At 57.7% G+C, this 15,559-nt stretch carries 10 protein-coding genes and 7 pseudogenes; 11 read left to right on the top strand and 6 right to left on the bottom strand.

Translation table 11 applies throughout. From position 1 onward, the window contains the following. Positions 1-416: 416 nt before the first annotated feature. A pseudogene (locus DCG74_RS38320) lies at positions 417-662 on the top strand (integrase core domain-containing protein); the annotation flags it as partial. Positions 663-708: 46 nt separating this feature from the next. Continuing rightward, positions 709-768, top strand: coding sequence for a hypothetical protein (locus tag DCG74_RS38315; RefSeq protein WP_246709132.1), 60 nt, complete (start codon positions 709-711; stop codon positions 766-768). 477 nt (positions 769-1,245) lie between these two features. On the opposite strand, the pseudogene DCG74_RS38310 reads toward DCG74_RS38315, so the two are convergent. Further along, positions 1,246-2,430, bottom strand: a pseudogene (locus tag DCG74_RS38310) (IS256 family transposase). A gap of 494 nt (positions 2,431-2,924) precedes the next feature. Between DCG74_RS38310 and DCG74_RS38305 the strand changes: the two are divergent. Then, positions 2,925-3,086: a hypothetical protein gene (locus DCG74_RS38305; RefSeq protein WP_172789705.1), complete on the top strand. Its 162-nt coding sequence runs from the start codon at positions 2,925-2,927 to the stop codon at positions 3,084-3,086. An 817-nt stretch (positions 3,087-3,903) separates the two neighbouring features. Here the strand turns inward: DCG74_RS38305 and DCG74_RS38300 are convergent. Beyond that, positions 3,904-4,074 carry a DUF1508 domain-containing protein gene (locus DCG74_RS38300; RefSeq protein ID WP_074448437.1) on the bottom strand — a complete coding sequence of 57 codons (171 nt, stop codon included), beginning with the start codon at positions 4,072-4,074 and terminating at the stop codon, positions 3,904-3,906. Positions 4,075-5,991: 1,917 nt separating this feature from the next. Between DCG74_RS38300 and DCG74_RS39190 the strand changes: the two genes are divergently transcribed. The 4 genes and pseudogenes from DCG74_RS39190 to DCG74_RS38280 all read left to right on the top strand — a co-directional run bounded on the left by DCG74_RS39190 (position 5,992) and on the right by DCG74_RS38280 (position 8,798). Then, positions 5,992-6,585: a reverse transcriptase domain-containing protein gene (locus DCG74_RS39190; RefSeq protein ID WP_370154587.1), complete on the top strand. Its 594-nt coding sequence runs from the start codon at positions 5,992-5,994 to the stop codon at positions 6,583-6,585. Positions 6,586-6,689: 104 nt separating this feature from the next. Continuing rightward, positions 6,690-6,896, top strand: a pseudogene (locus DCG74_RS38915) (group II intron maturase-specific domain-containing protein); the annotation flags it as partial. Positions 6,897-7,232: 336 nt separating this feature from the next. After that, a pseudogene (locus DCG74_RS38285) lies at positions 7,233-7,701 on the top strand (IS3 family transposase); the annotation flags it as partial. Between the two features lie 770 nt (positions 7,702-8,471). Further along, positions 8,472-8,798, top strand: coding sequence for a hypothetical protein (locus tag DCG74_RS38280; RefSeq protein ID WP_172789703.1), 327 nt, complete (start codon positions 8,472-8,474; stop codon positions 8,796-8,798). Here the strand turns inward: DCG74_RS38280 and DCG74_RS38275 are convergent. Beyond that, on the bottom strand, positions 8,795-9,004 hold the full coding sequence (locus DCG74_RS38275; RefSeq protein ID WP_172789702.1) for a hypothetical protein: 210 nt from the start codon (positions 9,002-9,004) through the stop codon (positions 8,795-8,797). The two genes, DCG74_RS38280 and DCG74_RS38275, sit on opposite strands and share 4 nt — an antisense overlap. 69 nt (positions 9,005-9,073) lie before the next feature. Between DCG74_RS38275 and DCG74_RS38270 the strand changes: the two are divergent. Further along, positions 9,074-9,521, top strand: a pseudogene (locus DCG74_RS38270) (IS3 family transposase); the annotation flags it as partial. A 476-nt stretch (positions 9,522-9,997) separates the two neighbouring features. On the opposite strand, the pseudogene DCG74_RS38265 reads toward DCG74_RS38270, so the two are convergent. Continuing rightward, positions 9,998-10,180, bottom strand: a pseudogene (locus DCG74_RS38265) (IS3 family transposase); the annotation flags it as partial. A 347-nt stretch (positions 10,181-10,527) separates the two neighbouring features. Further along, the gene (locus tag DCG74_RS38260) at positions 10,528-10,818 is read right to left on the bottom strand and encodes a hypothetical protein (RefSeq protein ID WP_172789699.1); all 291 of its coding nucleotides are present in this window, start codon (positions 10,816-10,818) and stop codon (positions 10,528-10,530) included. Between the two features lie 219 nt (positions 10,819-11,037). Between DCG74_RS38260 and DCG74_RS38255 the strand changes: the two genes are divergently transcribed. From DCG74_RS38255 to DCG74_RS38245, 3 genes and pseudogenes are all read left to right on the top strand, one after another. After that, positions 11,038-11,490: an RICIN domain-containing protein gene (locus DCG74_RS38255; protein ID WP_172789698.1), complete on the top strand. Its 453-nt coding sequence runs from the start codon at positions 11,038-11,040 to the stop codon at positions 11,488-11,490. Positions 11,491-13,018: 1,528 nt separating this feature from the next. Then, positions 13,019-13,429: a hypothetical protein gene (locus DCG74_RS38250; RefSeq protein WP_172789697.1), complete on the top strand. Its 411-nt coding sequence runs from the start codon at positions 13,019-13,021 to the stop codon at positions 13,427-13,429. A gap of 1,509 nt (positions 13,430-14,938) precedes the next feature. Further along, a pseudogene (locus tag DCG74_RS38245) lies at positions 14,939-15,174 on the top strand (IS256 family transposase); the annotation flags it as partial. Between the two features lie 47 nt (positions 15,175-15,221). Here the strand turns inward: DCG74_RS38245 and DCG74_RS38240 are convergent. Then, positions 15,222-15,521 carry a DUF3892 domain-containing protein gene (locus DCG74_RS38240; protein WP_257187523.1) on the bottom strand — a complete coding sequence of 100 codons (300 nt, stop codon included), beginning with the start codon at positions 15,519-15,521 and terminating at the stop codon, positions 15,222-15,224. Between the last annotated feature and the right edge of the window lie 38 nt (positions 15,522-15,559).

Below are 15,559 nucleotides of genomic sequence, written 5' to 3'. Positions count from 1 at the left end.
AAAGCCTGAACAGTCTACGATCACGACTGCATCACAAATTGTCAGTCTAGGGTGAAGCTGGGAACGTCCATCTTGCTCGATGGCAAGTTTCGAGTTTTGCGCGGAGCGATCATCCCGTACGAAGCTGTTGAGCACAGGGCAATTACGTGGACAGCATTAAGGCGTGGAGGCTCGTGCTGGGATCTGTCGAACGTAATCGACGTGACGCAAAAGTTGCGGGAATCGGAAGCAACTATCTAGTGGTCAAGCCCGCGTCGCCCGGAGGGCCGACTGGAGTGGGCTATGGCCGATGACCTTGCCCCCGGGGCTTAATCCAGTTTGAAGTTCGTTCTGGCCCACGACGAGGACCAGAGCATGAAGCGTAGCCGCTTTACGGAAGAGCAGATTATCGGGATCTTGAAGGAGCACGAGGTCGGACCAATGGCCAGGTCGAACGAATGAACCGCACGATCAAGGAAGCGACCGTCCAACGCTATTACTACGATCGACACGATCAGCTCGAAGCTCACCTTGCCGACTTCATCAATGCCTACAACTATGCTCGGCGGCTGAAGACCCTGAATGGCCTCACACCCTACGAATACATTTGCAAATGCTGGACTTCCCAGCCAGAACGATTCAAACTCAACCCGCTCCAGCAAATGCCGGGACTAAACACCTAGTGGATGCGAGCTTAGGGACGCGCGGCTCGGCGACAGATTCCGTAAACTGCTCACGCAGATTGGAAGCGCCATGGGACAAGGCATTCCGCTCGCCTGCCACGATTAGGCGAATACCAAGGCAGCCTACCGCTTCCTCTCTAATGACCGGTCAGCGAAGCGGACATTCTGGCCGGCCATTTCCAATTGACAAGTGATCGCGCCGCAGCCACTGAAGGCGCACGCCCGACGAGGTTTACTTCGGCACGCAAGCTATGGTGATGGCGGCATGACTGTCGCCGACGATATTGTCGTCGCTCTGGTCGGGCTACGCCCGACGCAACAACAATATCGTAAAGCCCCGCGTTCATCATAACCCGGCAGGAATCCACTTAAATTCAACGGGCGCTGTCCAAACCAACGGGGCCAGCTCTAGGTAAGCCGGCGGGTTCTCGTCCAAAGTTTCGCCATCCAGGCCGCTGCAGCACTTTTCCGTGACGTCGGCCGCAGCCTTTGAAGAAAGAGCCGAGAAGTCCCTTAGACTCGCTTGCATACGACTGCGGGGTCTTGTCGTGATGGTACTGTCCAGAATTTTTCGCACTTTTGATCAGGCGACGGCTCCGGTTTCAGAGAGTTGTGGCTGATAGAGCGGTCGCATGTTCATGTAGCATTTGGTCGACCACGCCGTTCCGGCAATGTGCGGCAGCCGGGCCGCCGCCAAGTTGAGACAGGATTGACCATCGGGGAAGGCGCCGACGACATGGGTTCGTCGCCGGATCTCCTTCATGATGCGCTCGAGCGGATTGTTCGTTCGACTCTTCCGCCAATGAATGTCCGGAAAGGCGCAGTAGGTGAGCGTCTCGTGAACCGCCTGCTCGACGAGATCAGCAGCTGGCCATACGGCTGGCCCGCAGATCCGCGATGACGGTCCTGGCTTTCTCGTCGGCCGCGGCGCGGCTCTCCTGGGCATGAATGGCCTTGAGCATGTGGCTCACCTCTCGGATACGGGTCGACGGCACGTGGCTGAAGACATTGCGATAAAAATGCATTATGCAGCGTTGATAGCGCGGCTCCGGCAGATAATCCGCAACGCTTTCGACAAGACCTCGGCACGCATTGCAAACCACCAGCTGCACGCCCTTGAGACCGCGATCGACGAGATGCCGCAGAAACGATGACCAGCCGGATTTGTCCTCCTTGGCGCCTTCACAGATGCCGAGGATCTCCCGGAACCCCTCGGCATTGATCGCCGAGGTCACCAGCAGCGACACGTTGCGAACCTCACCAGCTCAGCTGCGCTTCATCACGATGCCACCGAGGTAGAGATACGGATGCTCGCCTTCGATCCTGCGATTCCGCCACGCCTCGACCTTGGCATAGATCTTCTTGTTCAGGTTCGACACTGTGCTCAGGCTGACTCGGGTGCCCACAGCGCCTCGGTGATGTCTTCGACCCACCGAACCGAAATCCCGGCCAGATACATCTCGATCAGCGCCTCCTCAACCGAGCTCTCCCGCCTCCAGTAGCGCTCGATAATCGCCGTCTCGAAGGTTTGCCGCCGTAGCTTCGGGACCTTCAGATTGACGTCGCCGGCCTTGGTCTGCAGCGTTCGCTCGTAGCTGCCGGCCCGCGTGTCCTGCCGGCCCGGGCTGCGCTCATAACGCCCAGCACCGCACAGCTGGTCTGCTTCGGCCTCCAGCATCGCGTTCAGTGTCTCTTCCACCGTCCCGCGGACCATCTCGCCGAGGTGATCCCGAATCCGGGCCTCATCAATCTGGATCACCTGACCCATGGCATTCCCATCGTTCATTCAAAGCTCCTTCATTCTAGAAGAAGCCGTCAATCCTGAAAGTGCGAAAGAATCTGTACTTTATCGCCGAGATCGGTAATCCGCTTGATGTGTCACTCGCGGTTTGGAGCGTGCACAGTGAAGGGCCCGATCTTCGCACACGGGGGGCCCTGATGGTGATGCCGCGCTTGGCTGCGATCTTCTCCATCTCGACAACGTAAGGATGCATATCGCGCATCTTCTTGATCAGCGCCTGGCGCATGCACGCGCCGACGTAATCCTAGGGCGGTTCATCCAGAGGTCGAAGAACGTGAGATCATCGTCTTCGAGTACCTTGGTTAGGCGAACACGTGATTGTTGTCAGCATGTGAACTCCGCAAACTCGCGGAAGCCGAGGGCGTGATCACTGCCATTGTGCACCACACGGACAAAGCGCCGCTGCCGGGTCACGCGGAAGCTACGCGCTGTTTGCCGAGGTTGATTTTGAGTTGGAGCTGATGACGTTCGACACGGCGCAGAAGAAAAAGCTGGGCATCGAAATCAAACCGAACCATATCGCGATCCTCTCGAACAAGATGCGCATGGCGCTAAGTGCGCATCTGTTCGAGTTAGAGGTAGGCGAGCTAGGGTTGAATAAATGGGGTAACATGGCGACATGAGTTGATCTGTGTGCCAGGCGAGCCCTCTTGAGTCGGTGAGGCGTTCGGTGATGTATTTTCAGACGCGGCCAATGATCCCGTCATGTCATGGCGGCCTGCGACACGTTGGGAGATTACATTGTCGAGCACATCGGTAGGACGGTTGCAGGCGCGCGCGATGCGAAGGCGGTCCCCACATTTCTCTCTGGCGATCTGCGCGAAGCGCTCTCGGAGGGCACTAGACCACTTCGCCCCAGCCTCGGAGCTAAAATGAAGGAATCTGCGCGGCCTAGAGGCGCGGCGCAAACAGCTTGGTCGGGGCGGCAAAGCATCCTGCGCTTCGTATGGCGAGAGACGTATCGGGCTGAGACGCATTGCGAGACGGTGAGGCTGTAGGGCGGTCCAAACAGGCCGCCCTTTTGCTTTGGCGGCTCGCCAGAACGACTGAAAGCCTCCACGCCGGTACATTTGGAGCCGCGCTTGGCGCGGCGGCGATCTGACCTTGTCGGGCGTCGAGGCTTTCAGTCGTTCGGGCGTTCAGGCGTGGAGCCTTCAGGCGGGAGGGGGATAATGTGCTCCGGAGTGCCATCTGGAGAGAATGGAGGGTCATTTGTCCGGGTCACGTCCGGGTGGAAATTCCGAAACGTCCGCGTTACCCCAGTTGAAAAGAGATGAAAAAGGCAAGCCCAGACGGGCCGGGACTTTTGTCCGGGTCATGCCCAAACCCTTGAACGTCCCGCCACAAGCGTTCTACTCTGGGGCGGATAGGATGGCGGATGAGGAGGAAAATTATCTTATCGCCTGTCCGACCTGAAAGTCTGATCGAATGAGGGTGGGGTTACCCCCGCACCGGAGTGTCGCGGTCGGTGCTTTTCACGAGTTCGATGACCGCAAGGCAATCGGCTCTGTTGTGATAGCCCTCGCCAGACTCAGCGATCTTGCGCATATTTCCAGCGAGTAGCGTCCAACGCCACTCATCGCGCGTGTCGCGGTAAATTTGAAAGTACACGGCCTACCTCCTGCGTGGGTGTCCCCGATGCCCGGCAGGGTACTGCTAAAAGCTTGCAGTAGTACCTACCGGGGCTGGTGGGGGGGAGCCTCACGTTAGTGGTCCCCGCCCGGTTCTCTCGGAAAACCTGGGCAGACAGAGCACCGTGGGTTGAGGGGCTGACAGAGCCCGTTGTTCTCCAACGAGACATTTTGGCGAACGGGACTGCGAGCGAGTGTTTCGTAGGGCGAACACCCGTTACTCAAGCCGTCGGTCAAAGGCGGGGCTAGAAGTGCTCCGCGTCTCGTGCGCTGTGGCTTAAAGCTTTATCAGATCAGTGGCTTAGGGACGGGTTCCGGCCGGTGCGCGATTCTCAACGTCGCATCGCCAGTAGATCGGGCCGCATTCCGCGGGGGGTGGGCGTCCTTTTTCGGTGGCTGGCCGAGCCTGTCAACCCCGTCTACACACGAAAGACCTGCCAGCATGATCACCGACGACAAGGCGCCGGCCTTGGAGGACGCTTTGCGCAATCAACCATTGTTCACGACCCGATCGCTAGCCGACGCAGCCGATGCGCTCGCGGGCGCCGCTGGACCGCTGCTCATCCTTGGGCTGCGAAACGCCAAGGCCGCTGAGCACACCGCGACGCGACCGAACGGCTCGCGAACTCTATCGAGACGATTACCGCACTTTTCGCGTCCTGCAACGGACGCGGTGATGCGTGCCTGCGCGATACAGAGAAGGCCCCGCTTGTGGTGCGCAGATGTCGCACGCTTGTCGTGCCAGGAAGCGACGGCTTGCCGGTCGCCCCACGCCTGTTTGTCGGTCATTGTTCGTCATTCATTTAGTGGGCAGGCGCCGTGTAAGGCAGCCCGTCAGCCAATAGCTGTTTCTGGATCTCCTGCGGCATGCGCGCAGCGAGCTGGGCGTTCGCCTCTTTCTCTCACCCCTCACGCGCTGCGGCGCCATCTTGCCCCATCGCTGAGCCCGGATGCTCCGCGTACAGGGCCTTGATCGGGAGTCGCGAGTGATTCTTTCTATATGCGACGTAGGTGTGCCGCCTTGCGCAGTGCGAACAAGGAATGCATTCTTGATCTGCAACGAAGCAGAGCCGTCGCCAGTCAATCGATGCGTGCTCGCGGTAGGTCCGCCGGCGCCCACTTTCGCGCCGCTAGTGGTGAGAATGCCCACGCGAACCGTCGAGGCCGTGAACGACGCTACAAGTCGCCCTGCGTCGTGCGCATGAGCTTGGTCACGCCCGGCCTGGGTCTCGCAACCGGGACACCGATGTCTTTCCCGATGATATCGAGCGCGACCTTACGCGCGGCTGTTGCTGACTTATCGACGGCGCGACGGATAGCGTTCTTAAGGCCGCACGTGGACAACACAGTCGCCCATTGTTCTAGCGTACTTCCGTCCAGATCAACTTTGAGCACACGACATGTGTTGTCCCTCTGTTACAGGTTTACTTCAACGGCCCGCTCGGCACGTCAATGCACGGACCTGGCGACAACTCGGTGAAGTCCACTCAAGGGCCGCCGACAGGGTCACAAGAATCGCGGCCATAGAAAAAACATGGGCGAGCCCGTTGAACCTTCTCCGAATGAGTGGGCACCTGTAGTAGGCTCATCGAGCCCGGAGGTGTCGAATGGAACGTCAACGTCGGTCATTTACCGACTACAAGCGCCAAGCCGTTGAGTTGGCTTTGAGTCGGGTCTGTTGCCAAGGAACTCAGTCTGCATGACTCGGTGCTGCGGCGCTGGGTTGACAAGCTCCGGCAGGAGCCGACATCGGCGGCGTGGCGCCCCACCACGCAGGCGACGCCGATGTCGGCGGACCAGGCTCGGAGATCGCTCGTCTGCGCCCGGAGAACGAACGGCTGCGCATGGAGCGCGACATCTTAACAAAGTCGATCGCGATCTTCGCCGGAACCCGGACATGAGCTTCCGCTTCATCGAAGACCATCGCGACGCCGATCCGGTGCGGCTGATCTGTGCCGTGCTCGAGGTCTCGCCGGCCGGCTATTACGCCTGGCGTGATCGCCCGGTCAGTGAGCGGACCAAATCCAATGCCAGCCTCCTGGCCGCGATCCGGCAAGTCCATCAGAGAGTTGTGGCTGATAGAGCGACGCATGTTCATGTAGCATTTGGTCGACCACGCCGTTCCGGCAATGTGCCGCAGCCGGGCCGCCGCCAAGTTGAGACAGGATTGACCATCGGCGAAGGCGCCCACGACAGCGAGGGTGTTCCGCAAGGTGGCGTGCTGTCACCGCTCTTGTCCAACATCATGCTCCATGAGTTTGATGCGTGGCTGGAGGCGAAATACCTGAGCGACAAGGCTCGCAAGGACCGCTGGGCATGGAACTTCGGCATCAAGCTGGGCCGCCCTATTGCGCTTCGAGAGAACCGGCAATGGAAGCCGGCGGTTGCTTATTGCCGATACGCTGACGACTTTGTCGTCATCGTAAAAGGGACCAAAGCTCAAGCAGAGGAAATCCACCAAGAATGCCGCGCCTTCTGGAAGGCAAGCTGAAATTGACGCGACGCTGAATTTGGAGAAAACCCATATCACCCACGTCATGACGGCTTCGTCTTTCTAGGGCACAGATCATTCGCAAGCGAGGGTCGCACGGGCGCATGTCCGTCGTCACAACGATCCCCAAGGAAAAGGCGAAGGGTTTGTTCGCAGGCTCACTGAAGCCCTTTTCCGGAAATCATAGTGTCAGCACGGTCGACATGATCGCTGGCCTGAACCGTCAACTGGCGGGATGGGCAGCGTTCTACAAGTTCACCGACTTCACCGCGCACGTATTCCGGCGCATCGACCACGTCGTATTCTGGAAAATCGCGCATTCGCGGGGGCACAAATACCGATCTCGCATCAAACCTTTGATGCGGAAATGGTACCGAGCCCCGGAGCCGGGCAAGGCGAAAACCTGGTTCGTGTTTGGTCGGAATGAACGCGGCGGGCCGCACGGAAAAGCACTTCACCGGCTTGTCTCAAGTCCGAAGGCGCAGTTCCGGTGGCGCAATCCGAGGATAATCCATACATCTTCCGAAAAGAAGCCCGCAGCACTGTCACCTCGCATTATGAGGACGTTGCTATGGCCATGGGCCAAGCTTGAACAGAGAGCCGTATGCGCTGAAAGGTGCACGTACGGTTCGGGGAGGAGAAGCGCGCTCGCGCTTTTTACTCCACTCCCGACCGCGGAGGGCTGGCAGTATCTGGCGGCCGTCATGTGATCTGTTCAGCCGAAAGATCGTCGGCTGGGCCATGCAAGACCATATGCAGGTCGAACTCGCGTCCGCGGCGCTGACTATAACCATCCAGCAGCAACGGCCGCAAACTGGATTGATCCACCACTCCGATCGCGGCGTGCAGTATGCCTCACACGCCTATCGCAAGGTCCTCACCGGAGCCGGCATCATGGCATCAATGAGCCGCAAGGCCGATTGCTCCGACAATGCCCCGATGGAGAGGCTTCTTCCATACCTTGAAAACCGAGCTGGTCCATCATCGCGACTACAACACCCGTGCCGAGGCCAGCGCGATATCTTCGCCTTCATCCAGGGCTTCTACAACCGAACCCGCCTCCATTCCGCGATCGGATATGTCGCCTCGATGGAAATGGAGCTAAAAGCCGCTTAACCCGTCCACTTTTTCGGGGGAAGATCACTTTGCCCTGGCCGCGGATGCAGGGCTATCGCATCACGCACGGGTGAAGCCTTTTGAGATGACCGACATTAAGTCACATAGCGTCGCGCGTACCGAAATCAACGTCGTAAGGCTTGGCAGGGGTGTAGAGTGATCTGGGTAGCAAAGCTACAGTTCGCGCCGCGCACTGCCCATCTCGAAACTGATTGTTCCGATGTCCTGGCTCACGCGCTCGCGAAGCTGAGGCGATGCGGGGGCGATGCGATCAACGACCTGCGTCTGACGAGGAGCTGCCTAAAATCGTGTGGCCGTTCCTTGCTTGGGCGTCTTTACGACGGCAGGACATTCCGGCTCGCGCCATCAGGGTCGTGATGAAATGCTGCGGTGAGCCGATGGTTGAGAGGGCGCTCGGTATCCATCGCTTGCGGCAACTGAAACAGAGATATGGGGAGGTCAGCGCAACGTTCGCGTCGGCCTGATCGTTCTGAAGACTGACAGGCTGAGCGGCGTTAAGTCGCTCAGTCGTCTGCTCTGCATAAACACCAATCCTGGTAGGTCACTTAAGGCCGCTCCCTCGCTAAAGTCACTGCCGGGGTTAGCGGCACGTGAAGGGACAGCGCCTTCCTTCCTCCAGCGGAATGCGCCGAGTCATGCGCCGCTAACTTCACCCGCAGTGCGGATGCGGCTGGGGATAGCGCCTTTCAAGACCCGCCGATGTAGGCGCCGAGTCGCATCCGCCTGTTCTGAGCCGACGAGGAAAGCGTATGTTCAAGCGACAAACGACGGCATCAAGGGCTAAGCCATTAAGACATTTGCGCGCGCGGAAACTGATCCCGACAGCGCGGGACCTTGCTGAAGCGTTCAATTTCGCAACGCGCGTATTCTACAAAAGAGTGCCGGCAACGGGCGTGTGGTTCGAGATAAGAGATCGTATGGTCAGAACAGCCGAAGGGCAGTTCTATCTTATCGAAGATCATCCCATTAAGCTTGGCGGCCATGAAGTCGCACGGCCTTACAGTCTAGCGAGCGTCTTTGCGTGGCTGCAGGATTCCCCACAACAGATTGAGCGCACTGTCGTCAAAGGCGGCTAAGCTTTGAACAGCCCACGCGACCTTTTTTTCGTTTCGTGGATGCCGCGCAGGTCTCGTCGGCCTTTCGTCAGCCAGCGCGGATACGGAGCCCTTGGGTTAGCGACACGCGCCAGGGACAGCGCAATGGCACCAGAGACCTCGAGCACGGCACAGATCAGCCGCACCGGATCGGCGTCGCGATGGTCTTCGATGAAGCGGAAGCTCATGTCCGGTTCCGGCGAAGATCGCGATCGACTTTTTTAAGATGTCGCGCTCCATGCGCAGCCGTTCGTTCTCCTGGCGCGGAGGGCTGGCTATACTTGGCGGCCGTCATGTGATCTGTTCAGCCGAAAGATCGTCGGCTGGGCCATGCAAGACGATATGCAGGTCGAACTCGCATCCGCGGCACTGACTATGACCATCCAGCAGCAACGGCCGCAGACCGGATTGATCCACCACTCCGATCGCGGCGTGCAATATGCCTCACAGCCTATCGCAAGGTCCTCACCGGAGCCGGCATCATGGCATCAATGAGCCGCAAGGCCGATCGCTACGACAATGCCCCGATGGAGAGGCTTCTTCCATACCTTGAAAACCGAGCTGGTCCATCATCGCGACTACAACACCCGTGCCGAGGTCCAGCGCGATATCTTTGCCTTCATCGAGGCCTTCTACAACCGAACCCGCCTCCATTCCGCGATCGGATATGTCGCGCCGATGGAAATGGAGCTAAAAGCCGCTTAACCCGTTCACTTTTTCGGGGGAAGATCAGTCTCCCATTTCGGCAAGCTGTCGGACCAGCTTAGAGAGTGTCTGAAGACGTGGGGCCGACCGATTCTGGTAGTTGTGCCGCAGCTTTTTCCGATGGATGTATCCCACGTCAGCTTCTTCCGCCGCTGAGGCTGGCTGTGTGGGAGTTAGCGGCTCGTGGTAGGGACAGCGCTTCTTCTCTCTCATCGAGCGCCGAGCCACGTGCCCGCTAGCTTCAACCATAGGGCCAACGGATGCACATATTCGAGCCGCGTCACTGCGGTCGCAAGCGCTTGCGGTGCTTGCAGCCAATCAGGCCCGTGCGGCCGATCAGTCTTTGAGCCCGGCAGATCACCAAATCCCGACATTTTATGCCGAGGAGGCTCAGGAATTGTTAGGCATACTCGATTGCGTGAAACTCGAGCCCGCATGACTTAAACGCATGGTAGATGTGACCTTGCCCCCAGATTTTATCCAGTTCTGAGTTCGTTCAAGCCATTGGATTTGCCCAGTTGGGCGGTGGTGGCGACGGGAGCTGGCGCGGAGCCATCGGCATAGCGCAGCGCCAGATCCCGGCGCGGGTGGCAGGTGAAGGCGAACTCGGAGGGTGTCTTCCATCCGAGCTGTGAGTGCGGTCGTGTGTAGTTATAATCCCGACCTCGTGCTCCTTCAAGATCCCGATAATCTGCTCTTCCGTAAAGCGGCTACGCTTCATGCTCTGGTCCTCGTCGTGGGCCAGAACGAACTTCAAACTGGATTAAGCCCCGGGGGCAAGGTCACCATTCTTTGTGAACTCCGGGGATGGTGAGCACGCGCCCCTCTCGCCATGCTCGCTGCAGCCTTGAACTGCAAAACTGACCGCCCTCGCTTCCCGTGGGCGAAGTCCAGCCCACAGGATGCCGCCGAGTTGTATCGGCGAAAAGTCTCCCCGGCACCTACCTGGATTGGTTGGGCCGCCTGGGCCTCAAGGCTGACGTCGAAGCTGCCCGCGTCGCGCATTCTATTTCTTCGACGGCGTTATGTAGTCCCGGTGAAGGACGGTTGACCATATCACGGCGATCAGCATTTTTATGGCTGCTCGTTCCGCTTCGAAGCCGAGCAACTTCGCAAAGATGGAACGCAGTTGCTGAAACATCGAGGAATGATCGCGCGCCCAAAGTCCTCTGAAGGTCTCATCAACGCCGAGTATCGCAACAACCACATGCTTCTCGAACGAAAAAACGAGGGTGCGCAGCTCAGCCGTCGATGCTCCGGTCTGCCGTGTTCGGCCTGTCCGCCTTACGACATGCATGTCGTGAACCCAACCTGTGCGTGCGGTCGCCGACCTGCTGAAAAGCAGGCATACGAGCGCTTTCACATCAACGAACGAGCGTCGCGCTTTTCAACCAGCAGCTTGATGAGTTTTGTGGTGGCACGCTTATTGCTGCAAATATGGCGAGGCCCAAATGGCCTGGGATCGATACACGATCAAGGGCAAATTGCCTTCGTTATAGCTCGAAAGGAGTGAAAGATGTCGAGCTTTCTCATCAAGTACGCGAGCGACCCAAACTTCGTGCTCGGAGTGGAGGAGAAGCATGAAAATGCCCGTGTTGTACTTCGCAAGGTGACCTCCAGCCTTAAATATATCCTTTGGGACATCAACTTTGACAACGGTGCCATCAGGTTGAATTCAGGAGGACAACTAGCAATCGCGCCAAAGGACGGCAAAATTGCACAAGAGGTTCCGCTCTTGCTCAAGTTCTACAACGCTTCAGATGCTACCCAACATTGGGAAATTTCCGGCAACACAGGCCTTATTCTCGCCGCGCTAAACGAGCGGTTCTGCATCGACAACCATGGGGGTGTGAAGAAAGAAGGCAACACAATTCAGCTATATCCGAAACACGGCGGAGACAATCAGCAGTGGCAGCTTGTAGCCCTATCTGACCTTAAGGTTACTCTGGAATCAGCGGCGGGTGCGTAAACTTGTCTCGATTGAAGAGGTGGCTGTCGCGTGCGGCGGCGCTTGCTGCGCACGTCGGCAGTTCGTTACAAGTGACGCGAGGAGTAGCCCAGCAGCAGAAAGGCGCGGTATTTGTCCCCAACGACGCAGCGCCACCTTTTCACGTACAGCAGCGCGCAATTAAGGACGTAGCCAACCTACTCTAGGCGCGATCACAGCTTCGAGAAAGGCCGAGGCCCTTCCCATTTCTTTTCTTGTTCGGAGTTCGTGGCGCCCAACTCGATGCGGCGGTGATTCTGAAGCGAGATCGCTCGCTCGCACAGCAGAATTAGCGTCTCACGCGCGCTAAATGGCTGGCGCCCTACAAGCTTTGGCAGGCGCCGCAACTGTTTCAAAAGCGAAGTCGCACCCGAACGACTCGAAGAGCTTGGACGCATATGTGCCGATCGCGGCAGACCGTGCCGCGTCTGGCGCGCTCCGCCTCTCACCCGTTCTTCAGTGCTCGGTCAATGATCATCCGAACGCGTCGGACTGCGAGGAGTCCAAGCCTCGTTTGGACCGTACCGGACTTTACCTTGTTGGCGAACGAGAATGAGTAATTCCAGCGGTCGATGCTTTCGCGTTCGAGGGTGTAAGAGGCGCCGCGGTGAAAACCGCTAAAGCTGGTTGATAAACTTGCGTCAGGCATGCGCAGAGCCGAAAATACAATCGAGCGAGAAATCGCCGCAGAATACTCAGTAAACGTGCTCACGCCGAGCTCAGCCTCGGCTTGTCTGCATTAGGGCCTCAGAGGCGGGGCCATCGTCTTGATGTGCTCGTGCCCGTTGTGCGCGGGCCACACCATCGACCCTGCGGCCGTTTTCTTCGATATAGAACTCTCATTCGTCGCTTTCGATATACGCCGCCGACACTTCTAACCCTCTCGTGGGGATTCGTCCTTTCGGTCTTGTTGATGCAACGAATGCGTGCGAGTCTGGCCACTCTGGTCTCTCCCACATACATCCATACGGCCTGAGTGACCAGTTAGACGTCGGCTGTGGTTTAACTGCCCACCATTACTGGTAGGTGCTCGGCTTTCGTTCTCAGCGATACAACTTAGCGTCGTTCGCTTGTGGCAGGCTGACCACCGAAGCTAGTGGCGCGTGGCAGCACGCGATGATTTCGAGAGCTGCGCCTTTGCGATCTGAGCGAGCATCTCACCGAACTGTGGGCGGCCAGGTTCTTTGGCGCTGAACGACTCTTCGTAAACCCCAACAACTTCGCTGTCAGAGTTGTCGCCGAATGTTCGCTTCAACGTCGTCAACTGCGATTCGATTGACGCGACCTGCCGAGCGGGGCTTGCGGCCCCCTTCTTGGGAAGGGACCTTTCATAGACTTGCGCTCGGACGGAACGACCGGCGCCAAAACTCGTCGCCAAAGAAGTCCTCGAACAAGCGATCCACCTCGTTGCGCAATGCCTCGAACGGACGCCATGCTTCCTGGAACTAAGAGAAGTCAACCGTGTATAACATTCACTCTGAAATCACCCGGATGTTGTAGGCTCTCGGCCATGGCAAACAGCATAATCGTCCCACAAAGAGTTCGCTGGGTTCCCGTTGATGGAGGCCCGGCAGGCATCCGCGTATTAGATGAGGACGAGGCTGAGGTAGACTTCATAGCTTGGTCTGTCTTGGAGCGCGAACTCAACCAGAGACTCATGCCGCAACTGTTCTCCTACCCACCAGCCTTTAGGTTTGAGATGCGCGATCACCACGGCAAAACGGATTGGCTCGTGCAGCTTGTCAATGATCAGGACGATCGGTTTTGCGATGTGTGGTTTGGCGTCAATCCTGGCGACGGCTGGGCCTTTGATGGATCAGTGCAATTTGGAGACCCCGATGCCGATCCGCTCGTTTGGCACCGGCTGCCTTCATTTGCGTCCAGCCTCGATCAGTTCAAGCAAGCGACTAAGGGGTCATGACAATCAGTCCCATGCTATACTTCCGATATGACGAAGAAGGAGTCCGATTTCGACAAGCTGCCCGACTTATCAAAGAAGAGGGTGAGGATATTCGGGCAGAGATTCGTAACGAGATAAGGAGATTGACCACGCACTCGAGAGAATCGCGGCGATAGAAAAACATCTCGGAATTGGCAAGAAGTTGGTTGCCTAGGCCCGATCCTCATCAAAGCCGCTCGTACTTCTGGCTCGCTCGGCTGAGCGTCGATAAGATCCTGGCAACATTGAAGCGTCAATGAATGCGAGGGGATATATCCAGCGTGGCATAATCCCAGTCTATGAATCATGAGCGGCCTCGAGAAGATACCGGCATGCACCCTCTGGCCACAGGGTCTCACCCGACCGCATCGAAGGACTTCGACGCATATACAAGGAGGTCTCGGGAGAAGAGGTCACGAGAGCGGAGGCGAGTGAAATGGCACATCGTCTCCTCGCGCTCTATCGTCTCTCTTTCCCAACCTTTGCTCAGCGAACACCAGAAGCTTCCTCCTTCGCCCCCCGCTCACGAAGAACTCTGATATTGTGCAAAATGTGCTGGCCGTCTTCGGTTTGCAGGTCACGCAGCATTTCTTGTGCCTACTGGGCACCTTTACCTTGCAAAGTTCGAACGTCCTCGTTCAACTCCCATCCTGGAGTCTTCTGAACTGCTCTGGCTCGAAGTGTCACCGAAGAAGTTTGATGTTGTGCTCAACGCAGCGGTTGTATAGTTGATTCGACCTATTCTGGGAGCACTAAATCGACCGCGCCTCAACGGGGCAATCGCAGTTCGGGAAATTCGCTTCGACAAGGTAGAACTCGTTCTAAGGTAACATCCGTATCCGTGCGACCCCAGCGTGAGGTAGTAGTTCGCGTTGTCGTGCCTCTTATAGACGATCCTTCTCCGGTAAGCTTACGTGATTGGCTTCTTCGCTCGAGGCCCGAGATGCTCGCCGTATGCAAGAGATAGTTGAGTTTTCGCTCGTCGGGGATCTCGACTCTCGTCTGTACCTTTTTGAGCGGAGCTTCACAGCGATGTGAGTTCATAAAGTTCTGAATATTTTCAGAATAGAGCCCGGCTGGAAATAGTGTTTGTGCATCAAACCACTGAGCACTCCCGCCAGCGGTTGGGCATCGTTTGTCCCTGTTGGTCGTGCGTGAACGGCTCCCTCAAGTGAGGCAATCTCATTGTAGATTAGGAACACATGGCCCGATCGCTGCTCCATCATCTCAGCGAGTTGGCGCATAAACGTCGATGAGTAGCGACCACGAACCATTTGAAGATCAAGCCAACCTCGAACCTCTTCCTCGTACTCCGCCCTGCCCAAGCTATATGTCCTATATTGCCAATATCGAATCCAAGTAACAAACCAATCCACGTGGTCCCACAGATTGCGGAGCTATGGCGGAATCTGGGTGATGACGGTGTGAGGAAGGCGGCGTATCGAGGCGGGTGACGAGCCTGCCAGAACCTCTTGAGGAGAGCGATACGCCATGACCGAGATTACCAATGTTCTTGCTTTCCGTCAGCCGTCCGCGGTGATGATCCACTGACCGATATCGTTCGAGCCGGCGCGCGGGACCTGCTTGCTAGGGCGATCGAGATCGAGGTTGGCGCGTTTCTGGCCAGCACGGCCAATCTGACGCTGCCCGACGGTCGGGCGCGCCTGGTCCGACATGGGCACGGTCCGGTGCGCGAGATTGCGACCGGCATCGGTCCGGTGGAGGTCCGCTCGCGCTGCTTCCAGTTTGCGCGAGCGCCGGGGTTTTGGACTGTCTAGGATGGACAAGCATCACGGACACTCAGCGAGTGAAAGAAGATTGTCTGGCTGAATGCCGTCTGCCGCGTCTTGATGTACTTGTGCCCTTCGTGTTTGGCCACGATCAAACCAGCAGTGAGCCCGTCGTCCTGGACATAGAATTCCCACGCGCCGCTTTCGATGTCTCTGATCGTCTGAACGACAGATTGCTTCCAGTGACTTCCGTTCGAATATACCCCGCCGATGCTGCTAATTCTCTCGTGTGGATTCGTCCTGTTGGTTTTACTGACGCAACGAACGCGTGCGAGTCTGGCCACGGGGTCTCTTCTTCCGCATGCAAAAGGAGCAACAAGGT

The organism is Bradyrhizobium sp. WBAH42 (assembly GCF_024585265.1).
Taxonomy (GTDB): domain Bacteria; phylum Pseudomonadota; class Alphaproteobacteria; order Rhizobiales; family Xanthobacteraceae; genus Bradyrhizobium.
This window is presented reverse-complemented; position numbering and strand designations above follow the sequence as displayed.

Bases quoted from the DNA above. Each gene is read 5' to 3' on its own strand.
- DCG74_RS38305 (WP_172789705.1), top strand. From the start codon at position 2,925: ATGACGTTCGACACGGCGCAGAAGAAAAAGCTGGGCATCGAAATCAAA.
- DCG74_RS39190 (WP_370154587.1), top strand. From the start codon at position 5,992: ATGAGCTTCCGCTTCATCGAAGACCATCGCGACGCCGATCCGGTGCGG.
- DCG74_RS38280 (WP_172789703.1), top strand. From the start codon at position 8,472: ATGTTCAAGCGACAAACGACGGCATCAAGGGCTAAGCCATTAAGACAT.
- DCG74_RS38275 (WP_172789702.1), bottom strand. From the start codon at position 9,004: ATGAGCTTCCGCTTCATCGAAGACCATCGCGACGCCGATCCGGTGCGG.
- DCG74_RS38260 (WP_172789699.1), bottom strand. From the start codon at position 10,818: ATGCATGTCGTAAGGCGGACAGGCCGAACACGGCAGACCGGAGCATCG.
- DCG74_RS38255 (WP_172789698.1), top strand. From the start codon at position 11,038: ATGTCGAGCTTTCTCATCAAGTACGCGAGCGACCCAAACTTCGTGCTC.
- DCG74_RS38250 (WP_172789697.1), top strand. From the start codon at position 13,019: ATGGCAAACAGCATAATCGTCCCACAAAGAGTTCGCTGGGTTCCCGTT.